This window comes from Arthrobacter dokdonellae (genome assembly GCF_003268655.1).
Taxonomy (GTDB): Bacteria; Actinomycetota; Actinomycetes; order Actinomycetales; family Micrococcaceae; genus Specibacter; species Specibacter dokdonellae.
Window position 1 is genome coordinate 3,925,926 of record NZ_CP029642.1, and the last position, 22,524, is coordinate 3,948,449.

Below are 22,524 nucleotides of genomic sequence, written 5' to 3' on the forward strand. Positions count from 1 at the left end.
CCTTGCGTTGTGTGGACCGGCTGCAAAAACCAGTGCCAGCATCATGGCACAGGGCCGTGAGCGTGGCGTAATGTGTCCTGTTCCGCGTCGGGCTGCATGCGGGCCGTGCGCACAGCAGTGACATGCGCCCCGCCCGAACCGCCGGGCCCGCGCAACGGGCCGGCTACCGCGTCCGCACCACTTCGCCCGCCGAGCGGTGCATGAGCAGCACCTCCGCCACGGGGTACAGCATCAGGACGGCCAGGACGGCAAACGTCCACTGAAAGCTGGCCACGGGCGCGGCGCCGGTCAGCAGCACCCCGGCGGCGCGCAGGATCAGCGCACCCACGGCAACGCCGAGACCGGTGGCAATTTGTGCGATCGTGGAGGACAGCGTGTTCGCCCCGGACATGCGGGCCTTGGGCACGTCCGCGAACTGCAGCGTGTTGTAGGCGCTGAAGCCGATGGAGCGCAGAACGCCGCTGGCAAACAGCACGGCGGCGATCACGGCGGGCGCGGTGCCGGGCACCAGCAGCGCACACCCGCCGAGCACCAGGGCGCCGCCGGCGTTGCTGAGCAGCAGCACGTTGCGGAATCCAAAGCGTCGGATGAGGGGCGAGGTGGCCGGCTTGATCAGGACGTTCCCGGCAAACACGGCCATGGTCATCAGCCCGGCCTCAAACGCCGTCCAGCCAAAGCCGAGCATGAACATCAACGGCAGCAGGAAAGGCACGGCGTTGATGACCAGCCGGTACAGCGCCCCGCCGCCGTTGCCCACCCGGAAGGTCGGGATGCGCAGGGCGCGCAGGTCCAGCAGCGGATGGCGGGAGCGCCTGAACCACCACAGGGCGGCCGTGCCGCTGGCCAGTGCCAGCAGCAGCCAAAGCACGACGCCGGCCCAGGGGGTGGGTGCCGAGCCCACCAGTTCCAGCCCTATCACCAGGGCGGCGAGGGACGCGCCGCAGAGCACAAAGCCAATCCAGTCCGGCGGCGGGACCTTGTGCGCGCGGATGTCCGGCACCACCCTGCCGGCCGTGATCAAGGCGATGATGCCCAGCGGGACGTTGATGAGGAAGATCCAGTGCCAGCTGGCATACGTGGTGAGCAGCCCGCCCAGCGCCGGGGCGATCACGGGAGCCACCAGCGCCGGCCAGGTCAGGTAGGCGATGGCCTCGAGAAATTCCTTTCTGTCCGCGTCGCGCAGCACCACCAGCCGGCCCACCGGGACCATCATGGCCCCGCCCATGCCCTGCAGCATCCGGGCGGCACAGAGGAAGGCGAAGTTGGGGCTCAACGCGCACAGCAGGGATGCCAGCGTGAAAATGGCGATGGCAGCCGTGAAGACCTTCCGGGCACCAAAGCGTTCGGCCAGCCAGCCGCTGATGGGTATGCCCACAGCGAGGGTGATCAGGTAGGAGGTCATGGCCAGGTTGATGTCCACCGGCCGGACATGCAGGTCCGCCGCCATGCCTGCCGCGGCGGTGGCAATGATGGTGCCGTCCAGGATCTCCATGAAGTATGTCCCGGCGACCAAAAGCGCCAGGGCCCGGCTGAAGGAGCTGGTGCCGGCCGACGTCGTACTGGTGATTCCCACCGCCCCAGCGTAGCCACCGGCGAGGCACGTGACACAACTCACGGTCCGCCCGGGAAACAATTGCGGCACTTTCTGCGCTGATCCATGAGGAAGACATTTCTCGAATCAGAAGGCTGGACCCGTGAGCATTGACGTCGCATCGGAAATCACACTGCAGGATGAATTGATCGTGGACGCGGACGCCGCGGCGGCCCTGTTCCTGGACGCACGCACCGCCAACAGCTGGGCCGAGGGCGAGATCGCCGACGAGACACTCGAAGCCGTGTACGCGCTGGCCCGCATGGCCCCGACCGCGATGAACATCCAACCGCTGCGCATCACGTGGGTGCGTTCGGCCGAGGCCCGCGAACGCCTGGTGGCGCACATGTCCGACGGCAACAAGGCCAAGACCCTGAACGCTCCGCTGGTGGCCGTGCTCAGCTATGACACCGACTGGCACGAACTCATGCCCACCACCGCGCCGCACGCCGCCGGCATGGTCCCCACCTTCGCCGCCAACGACGCCCTCCGCCAGGGCATGGCCGTGAACAACGCCCACATCCAGGCCGGGTTCTTCATCATGGCCGCCCGCGCCGCCGGCCTGGCCGCCGGTCCCATGGCGGGCTTTGACGCCGCCGGGATCGACACCGAGTTCAACGAAGGCACGCAGCGCAAGGCTTTCCTGGTGGTCAACCTGGGCAGGCCGAACGGCATCGTGGACCGCGCACGCCTGCACCGCCTGGAGTTCGACGCCGCCACCGCCACGGTCTGATGCCCGCCGCGCGGCACAGGCCGTAAAGTGGACAAGGCTCCGGTTCCGCGACAGCCGCACCCTTCAGCGAGAAAGGCCGCCTGCCCGTGAACAAGAAGGCCCCCGCCGCCGCAACTCCGGTCCCGCCCGGCAGCCAGGATACCTGGGCCGGGCACCTGCAGATCCTGCGCACGCCGAGGCTGCTCAGCCGCGAGGTGCTTGCCGGCATGGTGACCACCTTGGCCCTGGTTCCGGAAGTCATTTCATTTTCCGTCATTGCCGGGGTGGATCCGATGGTGTCCCTCATCGCCTCCGTGGTGCTCGCGGTGTCCATGTCCTTCCTGGGCGGCCGTTCCGCCATGGTCACCGCCGCGGCGGGCTCGGTGGCCCTGGTGATCGCGCCCATGGTCCGGGCCCACGGCGTGGACTACGTGCTGCCGGCCGTGTTGCTGGCCGGCCTGGTCCAAATTGCGTTTGGCGCCGCCGGCCTGGCCAGGCTGATGCGCTTCATCCCCCGCTCGGTCATGATCGGCTTCGTCAACGCGCTGGGGATCCTGATCTTCGCCGCGCAGGTGCCCCACCTGCTTGGCGTACCGTGGCTCGTGTACCCGCTGTTCGCCCTGACACTGTTGATCATTGCCGTGCTGCCCAGGATCACCAGGGCGGTGCCCGCCCCGCTCGTGGCGATCGTCGTGGTGACGGCGGTTGCCGTCCTGGCCGGTCTTGACGTGCCCGACGTGGCCGGCGAGGGCCCCATGAACGGCGGGCTTCCCGGGCTGACGCCCTTCCTGGCGCCCTTGAACCTGGAAACCCTGCGGATTGTCTGGCCCACGGCCCTGAGCGTGGCGTTCGTGGGGCTCCTGGAAACCCTGCTGACGGCCAAGCTTGTCGACGACATCACAGACACCCGCTCGCGCAAGACCCGGGAATCCTGGGCCCTGGGCGTGGCGAACATCCTGGCCGGCTGGTACGGCGGGATCGCCGGCTGCGCCATGATTGGCCAGACTGTGGTCAACGTGAAGATCGGCCGGGCCAGAAGCCGCATTTCCACCCTGACGGCGGGGCTGCTTTTGTTGCTGCTCATCACGTCGTTGAGTGCCGTCATGGGCCGGATTCCCATGGTGGCGCTGGCCGCCGTCATGATGGTGGTGGCGGCCTCCACCGTCAACTGGCACAGCGTGCGCCCGGCAACCTTGAAACGCATGCCCGTGCCGGAGACCCTCGTCATGGTCGTGACCGTCGGCGTGGTGGTGGCCACGGGCAACCTGGCGCTGGGCGTCCTGGCGGGCACGCTCCTGGCGATGGTGCTCTTTGCCCGCCGGGTTGCCCATGTCATTGACGTCCGGCGCGTCCTGGCCGACGACGGCGGGAGCGTCCGCTACGTGGTCACGGGCCCGTTGTTTTTTGGCAGCAGCAACGACCTCGTGGAGCAGTTCAGCTATGCGCTGGATCCTGCCGCGGTGGAGGTGGACCTGTCCGCGGCCCAAATCTGGGATGCCTCCTCGGTGGCGGCCGTCGATTCGGTGGAGGAAAAATTCACCCAGCACGGGTGCAGGGTGGAAATCACGGGGCTGGACAACCGCAGCCGCGCGTTCCACGGCAACCTCAGCGGCCGGCTCTAAAAGGCGGGACGGGGCCGGAAACGTTGCCGGCGGTCAGGAGTCTAGCGCGCGTCCTTGCGGTTTGCGCGCTTATCCCGGTGGGCCGGCTGCAGGTCGAGGCGCTCACGTTCCTGCTCGGCGAGCCTTTCCGCGCGGCGTCCCCGCGAGGCCCCCATCATGAACACCACAATGCCCGTGACAACCACCAGCCAGGCCACCACGACGATGGCGATAATCTGCCACAGCGGCATCCGGTTGTCTCCTTCGGGATCAGGTCTTGCCGGGAAGGCAGCGACAGGCGGTGGTGTGGAACGCATTCCCGGTAATCATACCGTTTCCCGCTGGGAAGACGCTGAATTCGGAGGCGCGCCGTGCCGGGGCGCGGCGCAGCGGCACTGTGCCGTCCCTGCCCTGGATTCCCGCCCGGGGCTACACTGGCCGCATGGACACGCAACCAGCACCTGTCACTGTCACCGTCACCGGCGCCGCCGGCCAGATCGGCTACGCACTTCTATTCCGGATCGCCTCCGGCGCCATGCTGGGCGCGGACGTGCCGGTGAATCTGCGCCTGCTGGAGATTCCCGCGGCCGCCCGGGCCGCCGAAGGAACCGTGCTGGAACTGATGGACTGCGCGTTTCCGCTGGTGGCCGGCCTGGAAGTCTTCGACGATCCGGCACGGGCGTTCGACGGCGCCAACATCGGCCTGCTTGTAGGCGCCAGGCCGCGTGGGCCGGGCATGGAGCGTGCCGATCTCCTTTCCGCGAACGGCGGCATCTTCTCGGTCCAGGGCAAGGCCGTCAATGACGGCGCGGCCGCGGACTTCAGGGCGGTGGTGGTCGGCAACCCCGCCAACACGAATGCGCTGATCGCGGCGGCGCACGCCCAGGACGTCCCGGCGTCGAGGTTCACGGCGATGACGAGGCTGGACCACAACCGCGCCGTTTCGCAGCTGGCGGCCAAGACCGGCAGGCCTGTGCCGGGCGTCCGGAACATCGCCATCTGGGGAAACCACTCCGCGTCCCAATACCCGGACATCACGCACGCCACGGTTGACGGCGCCCCGGCCTTGGACCTGGTGGACGAGAAATGGGTTGTCGACGAGTTCATCCCCCGGGTCGCACAGCGCGGGGCGGAGGTGATCGCTGCGCGCGGCGCCTCGTCCGCGGCGTCCGCAGCCAACGCTGCCATTGAACACATCCGCCTGTGGACGCAGGGCACCGGGGAGGGCGGTTGGACCAGCATGGCCGTGCCGTCCGACGGCTCCTACGGCGTGCCGGAGGGCCTGGTCAGTTCCTTCCCGGTCACGGCAGCCGGCGGGGAGTACAGCATCGTGCAGGGGCTGGACGTCAACGACTTTTCCAGGGAAAGAATTGATGCGAGCGTGGCCGAGCTTGCCTCGGAGCGCGACGCCGTGAAGGGCCTGGGCCTGATCTAGGCGCTACAGTCCCGGCCCTTCACGGCGTCGCGCTCCGAGGCAGCCTTCCTCCGCCGGGCTACTTCCTGCGGCCCTTCATGAAGTAGGCGATGGGGCCGGCGAAGTTGATGAACGACGCCGCCACCCAGACCTTCCTGGGCCCGTTGACCTCCAGCGGCGCCCGTGTGGAGAGGTCCCGCAGCGCCGCAGCCTGAAGGGCAATCTGCACCGCCCCTGCCAGCATGATGGCGCACTTTCCGAGCGGGCTGAGGTCTTTCCACTGTTTCTTGACCGACATGATGTCCTCCTGGCTGTCTTGCTGCGTTGACGTTTCTACTGCGGGGGATGCTGCTTGCTTGGACGGCCACGTCCTAGTCCGTTGAAGCGCCAGGAGGCACGGATCCGCCGCTGTGCTCAAAAATCCAGGGCAGCGAGGTCATGTCCAGCCGGTGTCGGGCGCCAGCCGGGCCAGCCTCTGCGGGGTCTGGGTACGCCTCGTCCCCGGCCCACACGACGCCGGAACGCGTCCCCGCCAAGGAGGCCACGCCGTCGTGCTTCAAGAGGTGGCTGTTATAGGAAAACGGTGCCCCGGCGGCCGCATGCTCGAGCGCCTGCGCCACGGTGGCGAACCCGCCCAACTGCCGCAGCGTGACCCAGGTGGGCGGCGCCAGCACCATCGTCCCGCGCTCGTGCCGGCCGAGGGCCTCGGCCGGGGGCAGCCAGGCAAAGGATTCATGCTCTCCCGGGTTGACGGCCACTGCCGATGACGGAGCTTGCGCCACGAGGAACCAGGTGCGGAAGCGGCGCGGAATCCGCTGCATGGGAGTCCACTGGGACAGGCGGATGAGGTCCTCCGGCGCCAGCAGCTGGCCGGTCTCCTCGGCCACCTCGCGCACTCCTGCGGCCAGCGCGGCCAGGTCGTCCGGCAGCCGGCCGCCGTCGTGGCCGATGCGGTCCTCCGGATCAACTTTTCCGCCCGGAAACACCCACGCGCAGGCGAACGCACGGCTGGTGCGGGGCCGTTCCAGCAGCAGCACCTCGAGCCCCGCCGCGCCATCGCGCAGGAGCACCACGGTACAGGCGTCTTCCAACGGTGCCAGCGGTTCATCCGAGTCCATAAGACCAGCCTACCTGCGCCGCCGCGGACCGCCTTCCACGGCAAAAATGAGGGACAAAAGACCCATTGCGCGTTGCTATACACACGAGTAGTCTCCTATACATGAGTACAGCGCAGGACGATCTCACGGGTCGCGCCCGCTTGCGCGACGCGGCCATCGAGTGCTTCGCGGCACAGGGTTTCGAGGAATCCCTGCGGGCCATCGCGGCGCGCGCGGGGGTCAGCGCCGGGCTGGTGCGCCACCACTTTGGGTCCAAGGAAAACCTGCGGGCCGAGTGCGACGCCACGGTGCTGGAGCGCTACCGCAAACTCAAGGTTGACAGCCTCAACGCCGAACCTTCGGTCATGTTCGCCCAGCTGCCCTCGTCCCGGGAAGGCGGCATCCTGATGGTCTACATCCTGCGCAGCGTCCGCGACGGCGGAGCGGCAGGGCGCGCCTTCCTGGAGAGCCTGGTGGCCGAAGGGATCGAGTTTTCCGCCGATGCCGTGGCCCGCGGCCTCGTGGTGCCCAGCCGGAACGAGGAGGCCCGCGTCCGCCACCTGGTCCGCCAGTCCGTGGGGGCGCTGATCGTGCAGCTGGGCATGTGGCCGGACCTCGCGCTCGACGACTTCGAGGGCGTCATGGAGCGGTTCTACGCGGAATCGATGCTGCCCACGCTTGAGCTTTACACCGAAGGCCTTTTCACCGACCGCACGTACCTCGACCAGTACCTGGCCTTCGCGGCCGGCGCCAACAACCCGCCCGCGGGCATCGCGGAAGAAACGTCGTCGCACTAAGGAAAGAGTAAGGAATAGTCATGTCCCCAAATATCCCTGCCATTGAAGTGTCCGGACTGCGGAAGCGGTTCGGGCAGACCACCGCGCTGGACGGCCTGGACCTCCGGGTCGAGAAGGGCACCGTTGCGGGCTTCCTGGGACCGAACGGTTCCGGCAAGTCGACCACCATCCGCATCCTTTTGGGCCTGCTGACGTCCGACGGCGGCAGCGCCGTCCTGCTGGGCGGCGACCCCTGGCGCAACGCCGTGGAGCTCCACCGCCGCCTCGCCTACGTCCCGGGGGACGTGAGCCTGTGGCCCAACCTCACGGGCGGCCAGGCCATCGACATCCTGTCCCGGCTCCGCGGCGGCGTGGACGACGCCAAGCGCGACGAGCTGCTGGAGCGCTTTGAACTGGACCCCACCAAGAAGGCGCGCAGCTACTCCAAGGGCAACCGGCAGAAGGTGGCGCTCGTGGCCGGTCTGGCCTCCAACGCCGAACTCCTGGTCCTGGACGAGCCGACGTCCGGCCTGGACCCGCTGATGGAGGAAGTGTTCACGGACTGCATCCGGGAGGTCAAGGCAGAGGGACGCAGCGTGCTTCTGTCCAGCCACATCTTTGCCGAGGTGGAGAAGCTGTGCGACACCGTCACCATCATCCGGGAGGGCAAGACGGTTGAGTCGGGCCGGCTGGACGAGCTCCGGCACCTCCACCGCACCATCGTTTCGGTGGTGCTGGACCGCGACGCCTCCGTCCTGGCCTCGGTGCCGGGCGTCAGTGACCTGGTGGCCGACGGCGCCAAGGCCACCTTCACCGTGGGCGAGGCTGAGCTGGGCGGCGTGTTGTCCGCCGTTTCGGCCTACTCTCCGCGCCAGCTGGTTTCCAGCCCGCCGTCGCTGGAGGACCTCTTCCTGCGCCACTACGGCGGCGTTTCCACGGGCAGCGGGACTGCCCCGGTACAGACCGCGGGTGTGCGATGAGCGTCGCAGCCCCGCGACGCCATGCCGCCGCGGCCCGGTCGACCGCGGGCACGCTGTCCGGCTACGGCCTGTCCGTGCGGTTCATCCTGCGCCGCAACTGGCTGCGCCTGATCATCTGGGCAGCCGTGCTGGCCGTCATGATCCCCATTGTCTACACCTCACAGCAGGCGACCTTTCCCACCCAGGCGGACCGGGACGCCTACGCCAACGTGGCCAACACCCCGGCCATTGCGGCCATGACCGGCCTGCCCTACGCGGCCGGGAGCCTGGGCGGCATCCTGGTCATCAAGATCTGGATGACCCTCGCCGTCGCACTGGGCCTTGCATCCGTCTTCCTGGTGACCCGCAACGGCCGGGCGGACGAGGAGGCGGGCCGCACCGAACTGCTGCGCGGCTCCGCGCTGGGGCGGCACGCGTTCAGCCTTGCCAACTACACGGTGGTGGGCGGCCTGAGCGTCGTCACCGGGCTGCTCATCTCGCTGCTCGCCCTGTCTGACAAGCTTCCCGCTGCCGGGTCGTGGGTGCTGGGCGGCTCGATTGCCGGCGTCGGGCTTGCGTTTGTCGGCCTTGCCGCGCTGTGCGGGCAGCTCAGTTCCACGAGCCGCGGCGCCAACTCGCTGGGCGTGGCCGTGCTGGCCGTGTTCTACCTCATCCGGGCCGTGGCTGACGTCAATGCGCACGACACCAACGTCACGGCGCTGAGCTGGTTCTCGCCGATCGGCTGGGGCCAGAGCATGCGCTCCTACGCCCAGGACACCTGGTGGCCGTTCCTGGCCCTGCTGGCCCTGGCCGTCTCCGGCTGCGTGCTGGCCCTGCGCGTAGAGACCCGCCGCGACCTGGGACTGGGACTGATTCCGGCCCGCCGCGGGCCGGCACGGGCCACCTCATTCCTGGCCACGCCCCTCGGACTGGCCCTGCGGCTGCAGCGCGCCACGCTCGTCTCGTGGCTCTGCGGGGCCGTTGTCGCCGGGCTCTTTTTCGGCAGCGTTGCGCAGGCCATGACCAGTGTCCTCGACCCGTCAAACGCAGTCGCCAAGGCGTTCCTCGGCGGCTCCCAGAACGTGCTCAACGGCATTCTGGGCACCTTCGTGCTGTTCAGCGCCGTGCTGGCCGGCGCCTTCGCCGTCCAGAGCCTCTCCGGCGCGTATGCGGAGGAGGCCGGCGGCAGGCTCGAGCCGCAGCTGGCCGGATCGCTCGCGCGCACCCGGTGGCTCGGCGCCCACACCGCAGTGGCAGCGGCCGGCTCGGCCGTGATGCTGCTGCTCAGCGGCTGGCTCACCGGCGTTTCCTCCAACGGCGCCGCCACCGGTCCCGCCATGGCGGGGGCTTCGCTCGCCTACTGGCCGGCGGTCCTGTTGATGATGGGCGTGCTGCTGCTCCTGCACGGCTTCCTGCCACGACTGAGCGTGAGCCTGACGTGGGCCGTCTACGGGGCGTCCCTGGTGATAGCCATGTTCGGGCCGCTGTTTTCGCTGTCTGAAAGCGCCATCAAGTCCACGCCGTTTGGTGCCGTTCCGCGGCTGCCTGCCGAGGCCTTCGCCTTCCTGCCCCTGCTGGTGCTGACCGCCATTGCCGTGGTCCTCGGCGCCCTCGGCATCCGGCGGTTCACCACGCGCGACATCACGGCGGGGTAGCGTCCGGCGCGGCCGCAGGTGTGGCCCGTCTGCCGCCGGACAGGCATAGCCTGAAAGGGTCCGGCGGGCGCCGGACGGGTACGAGGAAGGACTTTGTCGTGGAAGCGAACACTTTGGGCGGCGCGCTGGAAAGGGAGCACCGGCAGATCGACGGCGGGATCGAGGCCTACCTCGCGGGCCTGGACGGGCCGGCGAATCCCGCACCGCTGCTGGCGGCGCTCACCGGCCTGCGCCGACACATCTACCTGGAGGAGCAGTTCCTGTTCCCGCCGCTGAAGGCCGCCGGGCTCATGGGGCCCATCTTCGTCATGCTGCGCGAGCACGGCCAGCTGTGGTCGTCGATGGACAACCTGGAACAGCTGCTTGCGGACGGCGCTGACGGGGGCGCACGGCGCGAGGCCTGCACGGCGCTCCTGGCGCTCCTCGACGCGCACAATTCGAAGGAGGAACCCATCATCTACACGCAGGCCGACGCCATCCTCTCCGAAGACGCGGGCAGCGAGCTGCAGGATTTCCTTGCCCAAGGCACGACGCCGGACGGCTGGGTTTGCAGCGCGGCCTCCCGTTAACGTCAGTCCCACCCCTCCCATCCCCCAACAGCTTGTGCCATTGTTGAACCATGGGAAAAATGCTTGAATTCACGGCTGCCGGCCAGGACTTTGTCGCCTACCGGGCGGAGCCTGCCGGCCAGGTCCGCGGCGCAGTCGTGGTGATTCATGAGATCTGGGGACTCGCGGACCACATCAAGGACGTGGCAGACAGGTTCGCGGCCGCCGGGTACCTCGCCGTGGCGCCGGACCTGATGGGCCTGGCGGGCCTGGATGCCACCTTGCTGGCTGAGCTCGGCGCCGACCGCAACGACCCCGTCAAACGAACGGAAATCCAGCCCCGGATCAGGGCGGCCACGGAGCCCATGCGTTCGCCGGGCCGGGCCGGGCAGATCCAGGCCGGGGTGGCAGCGGTGTTCGATTACCTGGAGTCCAGCGCCGAGGGTGCCGGGCGGACCGCCGTCGTCGGTTTCTGCTTTGGCGGCACCTACTCCTTCGCCCTGGCCGTGTCGGACGCACGGGTCGCCGCGGCCGTGCCGTTTTACGGCCAGGCCAACTACACGGCGGAGGAACTGTCCGGGATCACGTGCCCGGTGCTGGCCTTCTACGGGGAAGAGGACAAGGCCCTCACGGATGACTTGCCGGACTTGATCGAGCGCATGCGCCAGTCCGGCGTCGACTTCAGGTACACGGTCTTCGCCGGCGCCGGCCATGCATTCTTCAACGACACCAACCCGGTGTCCTACCGCGCGGAGCCGGCCCGGATTGCGTGGCAGGAAGCCCTTGAATTCCTCGGAGCGGCCCTGCGCTGACATGTCCCCGCCCGGACGCCATTCACGGGCGGTGTATCCCGCCCCAGCCAGGGAATCCCGGCCGATGAAACGCAGCGAGCTGCGGACGCGGTCCCGCGGGTGGGCACCATCGTGGTTTCCGGCAGCATTCGGGCGGGCTAGTGTGCGGCGATGAGGGAGGCGGCTTCCTGGCGGGTGTGTCCGGAGTCCTCGATGCCTTCGGCGATGTGGGCGAGGTGTTCGGGGATGTCGCGGCCCTTTTTGCGCATGGCCGTGGCCCACAGGCGCCCGGCCCGGTAGGAGGAACGCACCAGGGGTCCGGACATGACGCCCAGGAAACCGATCTCCTCCGCCTCCTCGGAGAGTTCCAGGAATTCCTGCGGCTTGACCCAGCGGTCCACCGGCAGGTGCCGTTCGGAGGGGCGCAGGTACTGGGTGATCGTGATCAGGTCGGTCCCGGCGTCGTGCAGGTCCTGCAGGGCGGTGGAGATTTCGGCCCGGGTCTCGCCCATGCCCAGGATCAGGTTGGACTTGGTGACCATCCCGTGGTCCCGGCCCTGGGTGAGGACGTCCAGGGAGCGGTCGTAGCGGAAGGCCGGGCGGATGCGCTTGAAGATCCGCGGGACGGTCTCCACGTTGTGGGCGAACACCTCCGGGGCGGAGTCGCAGATCGCCTTGATGTGCCCGGGCTTGCCGGAGAAGTCCGGGATGAGCAGCTCCACGCCCGTGTTCGGGTTCAGCTCGTGGATCTTGCGCACCGTTTCGGCGTAGAGCCACACGCCCTCATCGGCCAGGTCGTCGCGGGCCACCCCGGTCACGGTCGCGTAGCGCAGGTTCATCTGCACCACGGACCGGGCGACCTTGGTGGGCTCGAACCTGTCGATCGGGGAGGGCCTGCCCGTGTCGATCTGGCAGAAATCACAGCGGCGGGTGCATTCGGAGCCGCCGATGAGGAACGTGGCCTCCCGGTCCTCCCAGCACTCGAAGATGTTCGGGCAGCCGGCCTCCTCGCACACCGTGTGCAGGCCCTGGCCCTTGACCAGGTTCTTCATCGCAATGTACTCCGGGCCCATCTCGACCTTGGCCTTCATCCATTCCGGCTTGCGCTCCACCGGCACGGCCGCGTTGCGCTGCTCAATCCGCAACATCTTCCGACCCTCGGGTGCCAGGCTCATGATTCTCCTTCAGTGTGCTGTTTTGCCCAGGTCCGGGCTTGAAGTGGCGCGTGGTTGGGTGTCAATGGTGCGCCACTTGGCAAGTGGCGCCTGGTTGGCATCCCATGGGGCGCCGGTGTCAGGGTGTCAGCATTCGACGACGTTGACGGCGAGTCCGCCCATCGCCGTTTCCTTGTATTTGGAGGACATGTCGCGGCCGGTTTCGCGCATGGTGATGATGACTTCGTCGAGGGAGACGCGGTGCTGCCCGTCGCCCCAGAGCGCCATCTTGGCGGCGTTGATGGCTTTCGCGGCCGCGATCGCGTTGCGTTCGATGCACGGGACCTGCACGAGGCCTCCGATGGGGTCGCAGGTCAGGCCCAGGTTGTGTTCCATCGCGATTTCCGCCGCGTTCTCCACCTGCTCCGGGGTGCCGCCCATGACCTCAGCCAGGCCCGCGGCGGCCATGGACGACGCCGAGCCGACCTCGCCCTGGCAGCCAACCTCGGCCCCTGAAATCGATGCCTGCTCCTTGTACAGGACGCCGACGGCGCCGGCGGCCAGCAGGAACTTCACCACCACCGCATCGACCTGTTCCTGCGACGCGTCGGCCATGCCGGCGGTGTAGTGGGTGGCGTAGAACATGACCGCCGGGATGATCCCGGCCGCCCCGTTGGTCGGGGCGGTGACGACTCGGCCGCCGGAGGCGTTTTCCTCGTTCACGGCCAACGCGACCAGGTTCACCCACTCCTGCCAGAACTTCGGGTCCCGGTCCGGGTCCTCGGCCCGGAGCCGGGCATGCCAGTCCGGGGCGCGGCGCCGGACCTTCAACCCGCCCGGCAGCAGCCCGGTCCGGCCCAGGGAGGCATTCTTGCAGTCCTCCATGACGTCGCGGATGTGCAGCAGCCCTTCCCGGATCTGGCCCTCGGTACGGGTGACAAGCTCGTTGGCGAGCATCACGTCGCTGAAGTTCCCGCCCGCCGTCGCGCAGTGCCCCAGCAGCTCCGCGGCCGTGCGGAACGGGTACGGCAACAATGCCTTGGAGGATTCCAGCTCGGCCGCGGCGGCCTCCACCTCGCCCTCCCGGATGATGAACCCGCCCCCTACGGAGAAGAACGTCGCCTCATGCAGCACCGCGCCCGCCGCGTCTGTGACGGCGAACTTCATCCCGTTCGTGTGCCGGGGCAGGATCGTCAAGGGATGCAGAATAATGTCCCCCTCCCCATAGGCCAGCTCCACCAGGCCGCAAAGCAGCAGCGGCTCACCCGCGGCGAACGCCGCCAAGCGGGCATCGACCTCCGCGGGCAGGATCAGCTCCGGTTCCCGGCCCTCCAAGCCCAGCAGCACCGCCGTCAGGGTCCCGTGCCCGCGCCCCGTCGCCGCCAGGGAACCATACAAATCCACCCGCACGGACGCCACCCGCCCCAACACGCCAGCCTCCGCCAGCTCCCGTGCAAACACCGCGGCAGCCCGCATGGGACCCACCGTATGCGAACTCGACGGGCCAATGCCCACCGAAAATAAATCAAAAACGCCAACAGACATGGCAATATCACCTTTCAAGGTTCGCCAGGGGTGCCGCAGCCGGGGAAGCGCGGACGTCGGGGGCGGTCAGCCGCCCCGGGGGTTCCAGCATCCACTATGCGCTGGAACTCCCGGATTGGCCAAGCCCCGTGGAGCGGGAGCTGCCCGGTCAGGACAGGGCAGCCACGGACGGGTAGAGCGGGTGCGCAAGGGCAAGCGCCTCAACGCGGCTGCACAGGCCGGACAGGTCGGCGTCGTCGTCGGCCAACAGGGCCCCGGCGATGATGTCGGCGACCTCGGCGAAGGCTGCCTCGCCGAAGCCGCGCGTGGCCAGGGCCGGTGTGCCGATGCGCAGGCCCGAGGTGACCATGGGCGGGCGCGGGTCGAACGGGACGGCGTTGCGGTTGACCGTGATGTCGATCGCCGCGAGCCGGTCCTCGGCCTCCTGGCCGTTGAGCTCACAATTGCGCAGGTCCACCAGCACCAGGTGGACGTCGGTGCCGCCGGAAATCACGGAAATTCCCTTGGCTGCGACGTCTGGCTGGATGAGGCGTTCGGCCAGAATCCGGGCCCCGGCCAGCACGCGCTCCTGGCGTTCCCTGAATTCCTTCGACGCCGCGATCTTGAACGCCACGGCCTTGCCTGCAATGACGTGCTCCAACGGCCCGCCCTGCTGGCCCGGGAAAACGGCGGAGTTGATCTTCTTGGCGATGTCGGCGTCGTTGCTCAAGATGATGCCGCCGCGGGGGCCGGCCAGGGTCTTGTGCGTCGTCGACGTCGTGACGTGCGCGTGAGGCACCGGGGACGGGTGCAGCCCGGCCGCGACGAGGCCGGCGAAGTGGGCCATGTCCACCATGAGATAGGCGCCCACCAGGTCCGCGATGCGGCGGAACTCGGCGAAGTCCAGCTGCCGGGCGTAGGCGGACCAGCCGGCAACGATCAGCTTGGGCTGGTGCTCCACAGCCAGCCGCTCCACCTCGGCCATGTCCACCTGGTGCGTGTCCTCGCGGACCTGGTACGGCACCACGTTGTACAGCTTGCCGGAGAAGTTGATGCGCATGCCGTGCGTCAGGTGGCCGCCGTGGGCCAGGTTCAGCCCCATGATGGTGTCGCCGGGCTTGATCAGGGCGTGCATCACGGATGCGTTGGCCTGGGCGCCGGAGTGTGGCTGGACGTTCGCGTACCCGGCGCCGAACAGGGCCTTGACCCGGTCGATGGCCAGCTGCTCAATGACGTCCACGTGCTCGCAGCCGCCGTAGTAGCGCTTCCCCGGGTAGCCTTCGGCGTACTTGTTGGTCAGCACGGACCCCTGGGCGGCCATGACGGCGGCCGCGGTGTGGTTTTCCGAGGCGATCATTTCCAGGCCGGTGCGCTGGCGGGCCAGTTCGGCGTCGATCTGTCCGGCCACTTCCGGATCCAGGGTTGCCAGCGGCGCGTCCAGGCTGGCTGAGGTCACCTGGCTGAAGGCCACGGTGGCGGCGTCGGCGGCGCTCACAGCTCGCCTCCGTTGGCTGCCGCGTATTCGGACGCGGTCAGCAACGGGCCTTCCGAATCCACTGCCACCTTGAAGAGCCATCCGGCCCCATAGGGGTCGGAGTTGATGATGGCCGGGTCCCCGGCTGCGGCGGCATTCACTTCGGTGACCTCCCCCGTGACGGGGGAATAAAGATCGGAGACGGACTTAGTGGACTCGATCTCACCGCAGGTCTCGCCGGCGGTGACGGTGGCGCCGACCTCGGGCAGGTCAACGTAGACGATGTCGCCGAGGGCGTCGGCGGCAACGGCGGAGACGCCGATCGTGGACGGGCCGGAACCATCAAGGGAAATCCACTCGTGCTCGGCGGAATACTGCAGTTCGGGAGCGACTTTGCTCATGGGGTAAACCTTTCAGGGGAAGTGAAGGTGACGCTCGGGATGAGGCGACGCCGAAGATTACTTTTGGCGCTTGTAGAACGGCAGGGCAACGACTTCGAAGGGCTCGGCCTTGCCGCGGAGATCGACGTCGACCATCGTGCCGAGGCTGGCATGCTCGACGTCGACATAGGCGAGGGCGACCGGGTAGCCCAGGGTGGGGCTGGGCTGGCCCGACGTGACCTCGCCGACGGCGGCGCCGTCTTTAAGGACCTGGTAGTGACCGCGGGCGGCCCGGCGTCCGACGCCCTTCAGACCCACCAGCTTGCGGCCGCTGGTGGTGCCGTCGCCGGATTCCTTGATGGCGGCGAGGGCGGCCTTGCCGATGAAGTCGCTTTCCTTGGCCAGCGACACCACGGGCCCCAGGCCTGCGGCGTAGGGGTGGCCGGTTTGGGAGAGCTCGTTGCCGTACAACGGCATGCCGGCCTCCAGGCGCAGGGAATCGCGGGCGGCCAGTCCGGCCGGAATGAGCCCCTGGTCCTGTCCGTTCTCCAGCAGCGCCCGCCAGAGGGCGGGCGCGTCGGCGTTGGGCAGGTAGATTTCGAAGCCGTCTTCGCCCGTGTAGCCGGTGCGGGCCAGCAACAGGTCCTGGACCGTGCCGTTGACGGTGATCCCAACTTCCGTGGCGGCGTAGTACTTCAACTCTTTCACCAGCATGTGCTGCGCTTCCGGCACGAGCGTCAAAAGAATGGCTTCCGCGTTGGGTCCCTGCACGGCGATCAGGGACGTCTCGCTGGAGACATCCTGGACCTGGACGTCAAAGCCGGCGGCGCGTTCGGCCAGAAGCGCTGCCACCGTGGCGGCGTTGCCGGCGTTGGGCACCACCAGGTATTTCTCGTCTCCGCGGCGGTAGGAGATCAAATCGTCGACGATGCCACCGTCGGCATTGCAGATCAGCGAGTACTTTGCCTTGCCGACGGCCACGGCCGACAGCTTGCCGGCCAGGGCGTAGTCCAGGAACGCCGCGGCGTCGGGGCCGCTGACCCACACCTCGCCCATGTGGGAGAGGTCAAAGAGGCCGGCGGCGTTGCGGACGGCATGGTGCTCGGCCAGTTCCGAGGAATACTTCAACGGCATCTGCCAGCCGCCAAAGTCGGTGAAGGATGCGCCGGCCTTTTCGTGTTCGCCGTAAAGGGCTGTGTGGTTCTCAGTCATGGGGATTCCTTTGCGGTGTTAGTTGTCGAAGTCTGCTGCGTTGTCCTCGAAGGCCTCGAGTGGCGGGCAGGAGCAGACCAGGTTCCGGTCCCCCGCTGCCCCGTCAATGCGTCCCACGGGCGGGAAGTATTTGTCCTGGCGGAGGCTGTCCACGGGGAAGGCGCCCTGTTCGCGGGTGTATCCGCGGTCCCAGCCGGAGTTGATGACGGCGGCGGCCGTGTGGGGCGCGTTGCGCAGCGGGCTGTCCGTCAGGGTGAAATCGCCCTGGGCCACTTGGTCGATCTCCTGCCGGATGGTCACCATGGCCGTGATGAAGCGGTTGATTTCGGCCAGATCCTCGGACTCCGTGGGTTCCACCATGAGGGTGCCGGCCACGGGGAAGGACAGGGTGGGGGCGTGGAAGCCGAAGTCGATCAGGCGTTTGGCCACGTCTTCGGCGGTGACGCCCGTCGTGGCGGTCAGTTCGCGCAGGTCCAGGATGCATTCATGGGCCACCAGGTCCCCGACGCCCGTGTAGAGCACGGGGAAGTGCTCGTTGAGCTGTGAGGCGATGTAGTTCGCCGCCAACAGCGCGGACTTCGTGGCTTCGGTCAGCCCCTGGCCGCCCATCAGCTTGACGTAGGCCCAGGAGATGGGCAGGACGCCGGCCGAGCCGAAACGTGACGCGGAGATCGGCACACCGGTGGACGGACCGCCGCCGGGGAGCGGGGCCGCGTTGGCGTCGCCGGGCATGAAGGGGGCCAGGTGGGCCTTGGCCGCAACGGGGCCGACGCCGGGTCCGCCGCCACCGTGCGGGATGCAGAACGTCTTGTGCAGGTTCAGGTGCGAGACGTCGCCGCCGAACTTGCCGGGCTGGGCGAGTCCCACCAGGGCGTTGAGGTTGGCCCCGTCCACGTACACCTGTCCCCCGGCGGCGTGGACGGCGTCGCAAACTTCGCGGACGTCGGCGTCGTAGACGCCGTGTGTGGAGGGGTAGGTGATCATGATGGCGGCGAGCTGGTCCCGGTGGACCTCGATCTTGGCCTTCAGGTCCGCACTGTCAATGGTGCCGTCGGCGGCCGTGGCCACGACCACCACCTTCATGCCGGCCAGCACAGCGGAGGCGGCGTTGGTGCCGTGGGCCGATTGCGGGATGAGGCACACTGTGCGCGCGGCGTCGCCGCGGGAGACGTGGTAGCCGCGGATGGCCAGCAGGCCCGCCAGTTCACCCTGCGAGCCTGCGTTGGGCTGGAGGGACACCTGGTCGTACCCGGTGATCGCGCACAGGTCCGCTTCCAGCCCGCCAATCAGTTCACGCCAGCCCTCGGTCTGGGAGTCCGGGGCGAAGGGGTGGATGGAGGCGAATCCGGGCCAGGAAATGGCCTCCATCTCGGCGGTGGCGTTGAGCTTCATGGTGCAGGAGCCCAGCGGGATCATGGTGCGGTCCAAGGCCAGGTCCCGGTCGCTGAGGCGCCGGATGTAGCGCAGGAGCTGGGTCTCGGAGCGGTGGGTGTTGAAGACAGGGTGCGTCAAATAGTCCGAGGTGCGTTCGGTGCCCTCCGCCAGGGCGAAGGCTGCAGCCCCGTGGCCGGTGCCGTCGCCTGCGGGCGCCGCCCCAAACACGGCGGCAACGCGGGCAACGATGTCCGCCGTCGTCGTCTCGTCAACGGAGATGCCCACATGGTCCGCGTCGATGAGGCGCAGGTTGATGCCGTCCCGCTCCGCCAGGGCCACGATGGTGCCGGCCCTTCCGGGAACACGCACGGTCAACGTGTCGAAGAAGGAGTCGTGCAGGACCTGGATGCCGGAAGCGTCGAGCGCCGCGGCGAGGGTGCGGGCGCGATCGTGGACGGTCCCGGCGATCGCCTTCAGCCCTTCCGGGCCGTGGTAGACGGCGTACATTGACGCGACGATGGCCAGCAGCGCCTGGGCGGTGCAGATGTTGGAGGTGGCCTTCTCGCGGCGGATGTGCTGCTCCCGGGTTTGCAGTGCCAGCCGGTAGGCGGGCAGCCCGGTGTTGTCGGCGGAGACGCCCACGATGCGGCCGGGAAGCGAGCGTTCCATCCCCTTGCGGACGGACATGTAGGCTGCGTGCGGGCCGCCGAAGAACAGCGGGACGCCGAAGCGCTGGGCGGTTCCCACCGCGATGTCCGCGCCCTGCTCACCGGGCGAGGTGATCAGGGTCAGGGCCAGCAGGTCGGCCGCGACGGTGACGAGGGCACCCCGCTCCTTGGCCGCGGCGATGACCGGGGCGTGGTTGAAGACGCGGCCCGAAACGCCGGGCTGCTGCAGGACGACGCCGTTGATCTCACCTTCCGGAAGACCCAGGGACAGGTCCGCGACTTCCACCTCGAACTCCAACGCCTTGGCCCGGCCCTGGACGATGGCGATGGTCTGCGGCAGGAGGTCCGCGTCGAGGATGGTCTTGCCGTCCGCGGCGCCCTTGGACTTGTTGGCCCGGCGCATGAGCAGCACGGCTTCGGCCACGGCGGTCGCTTCGTCGAGCAGGGAGGCGTTGGCCACCGGAAGTGCGGTCAGGTCGCTGACCATGGTCTGGAAATTCAGCAGCGCCTCAAGGCGCCCCTGCGAGATTTCAGGCTGGTACGGGGTGTAGGCGGTGTACCAGGCCGGGGCCTCAAGGACGTTGCGGCGGATGACGGCGGGCGTGACGGTGTCGTAGTAGCCTTGGCCGATCATCTGGATCGCTGTCTTGTTCTTCGCGGCCAGTGCGCGGAGGTCGGCCAGCACTTCAACCTCGCTCAAGGCCGCCTGGAGTGACAGCGGCGCCGCCTGACGGATGGAATCGGGGACGGCGGTGTCGACGAGCGACTCAACGCTGTCGTAGCCGATGGCCTTGAGCATGGCGTCGATGTCGGCCTGCCGGCGGGCCCCGATGTGCCGGTCGGCGAACACCGTTGGATGGGATTGAATCGTCATAAGGAACTCCAAGGTACGGCCGTCCCTGATGGGGTCCGGCATGGGTTTGGGTTCCTCCCCGCTCTGTCTTGGACCTGAGAGATTCCGCAGGACAAAAGCGTCCGCTTGCACCGTCGGTGAGCCAGGCTTTCGCCGGGCTGCTTTCCAGAGTTGCCTCGCCGCGGCGGTACATGGGCCTGAGAGATTCCTGGGGAGGATTTGCTCCTACGGCGCCACCAAAAAAGAAAGGGAGGACTCTCCCGCCACGATTCGAAAGGCCTATAAAATTGTGGGTGATTCGCCCCACACGATACACGAAAGACCCGGCCCGGCAAAACCGGCGAGAGGAAATCCCGGGAAGAAGCGCCTCCTCGAGCGCGGACAGCCGCTACGGCTCATCCGGGTCCGTGGCTCGCGGGCCGGGGCGCCGTCGTTGGTCCAGGGACCATGGTCCGGCACCGGGCGGCGCCAGATGAAGTGCCGCGGCGCGACGTCCCGGAGCGACTGGCCAACCACTCCCTTTCGGTCCGTCCACATGATGCCCGAGCCTTGCGGATACTCATTGAGGCGGTAGCGGCCCAGGCGGCGGCGCCGGAATGGCCACGCGTGCCCGCGGACGGCGTAGACGCAACCGCCGATCGTCGTCAGGTCCACGTGGGTGACATGGCTGACGGATTTAAGCGACGCCAGGACCGCCTTCTCCAGCTGGCGTTGGCGCTGGTCCTGGCGCGGAAGCCGGCCCAGCCGTGCGGCACCGCGCAGGCTCTGGACGAAGACCAGCAGGCCCGCAGCCACGATGATCGAAAACTCGGCAGTGGGATTGGCCGCGATCCACCCCTCCAACGTGGCGGCCTTCAGCACAACCAGCAGGAGGGCCAGGACGGCTGCAACGATCCTGGCGATGAGACCGGACGTTCCCCCATGGATGAAGACTACGGCCAATCGCCGCCGCCGGGACCGGCTGGGGCACCCTGCCCGGTTTGCGTCGAAACGCGCGTTGCGTTACTCTGTGGCTCGCGTCACCCAAGAAAAAGCAGTGCCGAAGATCCGCGGCGGGAGAGTCCTGCCGGTACGTCAGCAGGCGCCGAAGGAGCAAACCCTCCCCGGGAATCTCTCAGGCCCATGTACCGCCGCGGCAAGGCAACTCTGGAAAGCAGCCGCGGGAAACCAGGCTCACCGAAGGTGCAAGCGCCCCTCGATGCCAGGGCGCGGAAACTCTCAGGTCCACGACAGAGCGGGGAGGAACCCAACCATTCGTGGCCCCGGCCACCTCAACGATGGAGTTCCCTGTGACGATTCATCAACCCACTTCGGTCCACGCTGCCCCGCCCCGGCTTGAGCGGCAGCTGAGCAACCGGCACATCCAGCTGATTGCCATTGGCGGTGCCATCGGCACGGGCCTGTTCATGGGCTCGGGCAAGACCATCTCCGCGGCAGGGCCTTCGGTCATCTTCGTCTACATGATCATCGGTTTCATGCTGTTCTTTGTCATGCGCGCCATGGGCGAACTTCTGCTCAGCAACCTGCATTACAAGTCATTCAGTGATTTCGCCGCGGACCTTTTGGGCCCGTGGGCCGGGTTCTTCACGGGGTGGACCTACTGGTTCTGCTGGGTGATCACCGGAATCGCGGACGTCATTGCCATCGCCGGGTACTCCCAGGAACTGTGGCCGGGGCTGCCGTTGTGGATCCCCGGGCTGGTCACGATCGGCATCCTTCTTGCGCTCAACCTGACCACCGTCCGAGCGTTCGGCGAGACCGAATTTTGGTTTGCCCTTATCAAGATTGTTGCCATCGCCGCGTTGATCGTGGTGGGCCTGTTCATGATCTTCGGCGGGTTCCGCTCGGACGCCGGCGCAGCGAGCTTCACCAACCTCTGGAGCCACGGCGGGTTCTTCCCGCATGAATTCATGGGTTTTGTGGCAGGTTTCCAGATTGCCGTGTTTGCCTTCGTGGGCATTGAACTGGTCGGAACCACGGCTGCCGAAGCCAAGGACCCGGAGAAGAACCTGCCGAAGGCCATCAACTCCATCCCCGTGCGAGTGCTGCTGTTTTACGTTGGCGCCCTGATCATCCTCATGTCCGTGATTCCCTGGACGCAGTTTGCGGCCGGCCACAGCCCGTTCATCGCCATGTTCTCCTTGGCGGGCCTGGGCGCCGCGGCCACGGTGGTCAACCTCGTCGTGCTGACCTCCGCCATGTCGTCGGCCAACTCCGGCATCTATTCCACCTCGCGCATGGTTTACGGCCTCGCCCAGGAGGGCGATGCCCCCAAGGCCTTCGGCAGGCTCTCCAGCCGCAAGGTTCCCCGCAACGCCTTGTTCCTCTCCTGCGTGCTGCTGCTTTCCGGCGTCGTGCTGATGTACGCCGGCCAAGACATCGGAAAGGCCTTTGACATGGTGACCACGGTGTCGGCCGTCTGCTTCATTTTTGTCTGGTCGATCATTTTGGCCAGCTACATCGCGTTCCGGCGCCGCCGGCCGCAGCTGCACAACGCCTCCACCTTCAAAATGCCCGGCGGCATTCCCATGGTGGTCGTGATCTTTGCGTTCTTTGCGTTTGTGCTTTGGGCACTGACCACCCAGACGGACACGCTACAGGCCCTGCTGGTCACGCCGATCTGGTTCGTGGCACTTGGCATTGTGTGGTTCTTCCTGCGCCAGCGCCCTGCCCATGTGGCCCGCTACGCCAAGTTCCGGGACGGCCTCAAGTCTGAACGCGAGCCCGCCTAGGCCGCAGGG

The 22,524-nt window shown here is 67.8% G+C and carries 20 protein-coding genes and 3 riboswitches; of the genes, 9 read left to right on the forward strand and 11 right to left on the reverse strand.

All coding sequences use genetic code 11. The features are described 5' to 3' along the window. Positions 1 to 163: 163 nt before the first annotated feature. On the reverse strand, positions 164 to 1,573 hold the full coding sequence (locus DMB86_RS17540; RefSeq protein ID WP_227878467.1) for an MFS transporter: 1,410 nt from the start codon (positions 1,571 to 1,573) through the stop codon (positions 164 to 166). A 121-nt stretch (positions 1,574 to 1,694) separates the two neighbouring features. Between DMB86_RS17540 and DMB86_RS17545 the strand changes: the two genes are divergently transcribed. Together DMB86_RS17545 and DMB86_RS17550 are read left to right on the forward strand one after the other, a co-directional pair. After that, the gene (locus tag DMB86_RS17545) at positions 1,695 to 2,324 is read left to right on the forward strand and encodes a malonic semialdehyde reductase (RefSeq protein WP_227878468.1); all 630 of its coding nucleotides are present in this window, start codon (positions 1,695 to 1,697) and stop codon (positions 2,322 to 2,324) included. Positions 2,325 to 2,479: 155 nt separating this feature from the next. Beyond that, positions 2,480 to 3,925: a SulP family inorganic anion transporter gene (locus DMB86_RS17550; RefSeq protein ID WP_227878780.1), complete on the forward strand. Its 1,446-nt coding sequence runs from the start codon at positions 2,480 to 2,482 to the stop codon at positions 3,923 to 3,925. Positions 3,926 to 3,966: 41 nt separating this feature from the next. Here the strand turns inward: DMB86_RS17550 and DMB86_RS17555 are convergent, their stop codons facing one another. After that, entirely contained in the window at positions 3,967 to 4,221 is a 255-nt protein-coding gene (locus DMB86_RS17555) for a hypothetical protein (RefSeq protein ID WP_129545583.1), read from the reverse strand. 125 nt (positions 4,222 to 4,346) lie between these two features. On the opposite strand from DMB86_RS17555, the gene DMB86_RS17560 reads away from it, so the two are divergent. Continuing rightward, the gene (locus tag DMB86_RS17560) at positions 4,347 to 5,339 is read left to right on the forward strand and encodes a malate dehydrogenase (protein ID WP_113719676.1); all 993 of its coding nucleotides are present in this window, start codon (positions 4,347 to 4,349) and stop codon (positions 5,337 to 5,339) included. A gap of 58 nt (positions 5,340 to 5,397) precedes the next feature. On the opposite strand, the gene DMB86_RS17565 is transcribed toward DMB86_RS17560, so the two are convergent. Beyond that, positions 5,398 to 5,616, reverse strand: coding sequence for a hypothetical protein (locus DMB86_RS17565; protein WP_227878469.1), 219 nt, complete (start codon positions 5,614 to 5,616; stop codon positions 5,398 to 5,400). 73 nt (positions 5,617 to 5,689) lie between these two features. Then, positions 5,690 to 6,436: an NUDIX hydrolase gene (locus DMB86_RS17570; protein ID WP_113718918.1), complete on the reverse strand. Its 747-nt coding sequence runs from the start codon at positions 6,434 to 6,436 to the stop codon at positions 5,690 to 5,692. 101 nt (positions 6,437 to 6,537) lie between these two features. Between DMB86_RS17570 and DMB86_RS17575 the strand changes: the two genes are divergently transcribed. The 5 genes from DMB86_RS17575 (at position 6,538) to DMB86_RS17595 (ending at position 11,165) form a co-directional block, all read left to right on the forward strand. After that, positions 6,538 to 7,212, forward strand: a complete 675-nt coding sequence (locus DMB86_RS17575) for a TetR/AcrR family transcriptional regulator (protein WP_113718919.1) — start codon at positions 6,538 to 6,540, stop codon at positions 7,210 to 7,212. A gap of 20 nt (positions 7,213 to 7,232) precedes the next feature. Then, positions 7,233 to 8,171: an ABC transporter ATP-binding protein gene (locus tag DMB86_RS17580; RefSeq protein ID WP_113718920.1), complete on the forward strand. Its 939-nt coding sequence runs from the start codon at positions 7,233 to 7,235 to the stop codon at positions 8,169 to 8,171. Further along, positions 8,168 to 9,805, forward strand: a complete 1,638-nt coding sequence (locus DMB86_RS17585) for an ABC transporter permease (protein WP_113718921.1) — start codon at positions 8,168 to 8,170, stop codon at positions 9,803 to 9,805. The genes DMB86_RS17580 and DMB86_RS17585 overlap by 4 nt, the downstream gene beginning before the upstream one ends. A 98-nt stretch (positions 9,806 to 9,903) precedes the next feature. Beyond that, positions 9,904 to 10,374, forward strand: a complete 471-nt coding sequence (locus DMB86_RS17590; RefSeq protein WP_227878470.1) for a hemerythrin domain-containing protein — start codon at positions 9,904 to 9,906, stop codon at positions 10,372 to 10,374. Between the two features lie 59 nt (positions 10,375 to 10,433). Then, the gene (locus DMB86_RS17595) at positions 10,434 to 11,165 is read left to right on the forward strand and encodes a dienelactone hydrolase family protein (protein WP_227878471.1); all 732 of its coding nucleotides are present in this window, start codon (positions 10,434 to 10,436) and stop codon (positions 11,163 to 11,165) included. A 137-nt stretch (positions 11,166 to 11,302) separates the two neighbouring features. Here the strand turns inward: DMB86_RS17595 and lipA are convergent, their stop codons facing one another. The 7 genes from lipA to DMB86_RS17630 all read right to left on the reverse strand — a co-directional run bounded on the left by lipA (position 11,303) and on the right by DMB86_RS17630 (position 20,725). After that, positions 11,303 to 12,319 (reverse strand): lipoyl synthase, encoded by a 1,017-nt coding sequence (gene lipA, locus DMB86_RS17600; RefSeq protein ID WP_113718923.1) that lies wholly within the window; start codon positions 12,317 to 12,319, stop codon positions 11,303 to 11,305. A gap of 126 nt (positions 12,320 to 12,445) precedes the next feature. Further along, positions 12,446 to 13,843, reverse strand: coding sequence for an L-serine ammonia-lyase (locus DMB86_RS17605; protein WP_113718924.1), 1,398 nt, complete (start codon positions 13,841 to 13,843; stop codon positions 12,446 to 12,448). Between the two features lie 148 nt (positions 13,844 to 13,991). Further along, complete coding sequence (glyA, locus tag DMB86_RS17610) at positions 13,992 to 15,317, reverse strand: serine hydroxymethyltransferase (RefSeq protein WP_113718925.1); 1,326 nt, start codon at positions 15,315 to 15,317, stop codon at positions 13,992 to 13,994. Beyond that, positions 15,314 to 15,697 (reverse strand): glycine cleavage system protein GcvH, encoded by a 384-nt coding sequence (gene gcvH, locus DMB86_RS17615; protein ID WP_113718926.1) that lies wholly within the window; start codon positions 15,695 to 15,697, stop codon positions 15,314 to 15,316. The genes glyA and gcvH overlap by 4 nt, the downstream gene beginning before the upstream one ends. Before the next feature lie 57 nt (positions 15,698 to 15,754). After that, entirely contained in the window at positions 15,755 to 16,888 is a 1,134-nt protein-coding gene (gene gcvT, locus DMB86_RS17620; RefSeq protein ID WP_113718927.1) for a glycine cleavage system aminomethyltransferase GcvT, read from the reverse strand. 18 nt (positions 16,889 to 16,906) lie between these two features. After that, on the reverse strand, positions 16,907 to 19,804 hold the full coding sequence (gene gcvP, locus DMB86_RS17625) for an aminomethyl-transferring glycine dehydrogenase (RefSeq protein WP_113719679.1): 2,898 nt from the start codon (positions 19,802 to 19,804) through the stop codon (positions 16,907 to 16,909). Positions 19,805 to 19,958: 154 nt separating this feature from the next. After that, a riboswitch (glycine riboswitch) is annotated at positions 19,959 to 20,056 on the reverse strand. 6 nt (positions 20,057 to 20,062) lie between these two features. Further along, positions 20,063 to 20,725: a hypothetical protein gene (locus DMB86_RS17630; protein WP_113718928.1), complete on the reverse strand. Its 663-nt coding sequence runs from the start codon at positions 20,723 to 20,725 to the stop codon at positions 20,063 to 20,065. Between the two features lie 101 nt (positions 20,726 to 20,826). After that, positions 20,827 to 20,923, forward strand: a riboswitch (glycine riboswitch). 1 nt (position 20,924) lies between these two features. After that, positions 20,925 to 21,026, forward strand: a riboswitch (glycine riboswitch). Positions 21,027 to 21,060: 34 nt separating this feature from the next. On the opposite strand from DMB86_RS17630, the gene cycA reads away from it, so the two are divergent. Continuing rightward, the gene (gene cycA / locus DMB86_RS17635; protein WP_113718929.1) at positions 21,061 to 22,515 is read left to right on the forward strand and encodes a D-serine/D-alanine/glycine transporter; all 1,455 of its coding nucleotides are present in this window, start codon (positions 21,061 to 21,063) and stop codon (positions 22,513 to 22,515) included. Positions 22,516 to 22,524: the final 9 nt, after the last annotated feature.

Excerpts from the sequence above, each read along its gene's own strand:
- gcvP (WP_113719679.1), bottom strand. The coding sequence starts at position 19,804 with ATGACGATTCAATCCCATCCAACGGTGTTCGCCGACCGGCACATCGGG.
- DMB86_RS17560 (WP_113719676.1), top strand. The coding sequence starts at position 4,347 with ATGGACACGCAACCAGCACCTGTCACTGTCACCGTCACCGGCGCCGCC.
- cycA (WP_113718929.1), top strand. The coding sequence starts at position 21,061 with ATGGAGTTCCCTGTGACGATTCATCAACCCACTTCGGTCCACGCTGCC.
- DMB86_RS17595 (WP_227878471.1), top strand. The coding sequence starts at position 10,434 with ATGCTTGAATTCACGGCTGCCGGCCAGGACTTTGTCGCCTACCGGGCG.
- gcvT (WP_113718927.1), bottom strand. The coding sequence starts at position 16,888 with ATGACTGAGAACCACACAGCCCTTTACGGCGAACACGAAAAGGCCGGC.
- DMB86_RS17575 (WP_113718919.1), top strand. The coding sequence starts at position 6,538 with ATGAGTACAGCGCAGGACGATCTCACGGGTCGCGCCCGCTTGCGCGAC.
- lipA (WP_113718923.1), bottom strand. The coding sequence starts at position 12,319 with ATGAGCCTGGCACCCGAGGGTCGGAAGATGTTGCGGATTGAGCAGCGC.
- DMB86_RS17565 (WP_227878469.1), bottom strand. The coding sequence starts at position 5,616 with ATGTCGGTCAAGAAACAGTGGAAAGACCTCAGCCCGCTCGGAAAGTGC.
- DMB86_RS17580 (WP_113718920.1), top strand. The coding sequence starts at position 7,233 with ATGTCCCCAAATATCCCTGCCATTGAAGTGTCCGGACTGCGGAAGCGG.
- DMB86_RS17555 (WP_129545583.1), bottom strand. The coding sequence starts at position 4,221 with ATGCGTTCCACACCACCGCCTGTCGCTGCCTTCCCGGCAAGACCTGAT.
- gcvH (WP_113718926.1), bottom strand. The coding sequence starts at position 15,697 with ATGAGCAAAGTCGCTCCCGAACTGCAGTATTCCGCCGAGCACGAGTGG.
- DMB86_RS17570 (WP_113718918.1), bottom strand. The coding sequence starts at position 6,436 with ATGGACTCGGATGAACCGCTGGCACCGTTGGAAGACGCCTGTACCGTG.
- DMB86_RS17585 (WP_113718921.1), top strand. The coding sequence starts at position 8,168 with ATGAGCGTCGCAGCCCCGCGACGCCATGCCGCCGCGGCCCGGTCGACC.
- DMB86_RS17605 (WP_113718924.1), bottom strand. The coding sequence starts at position 13,843 with ATGTCTGTTGGCGTTTTTGATTTATTTTCGGTGGGCATTGGCCCGTCG.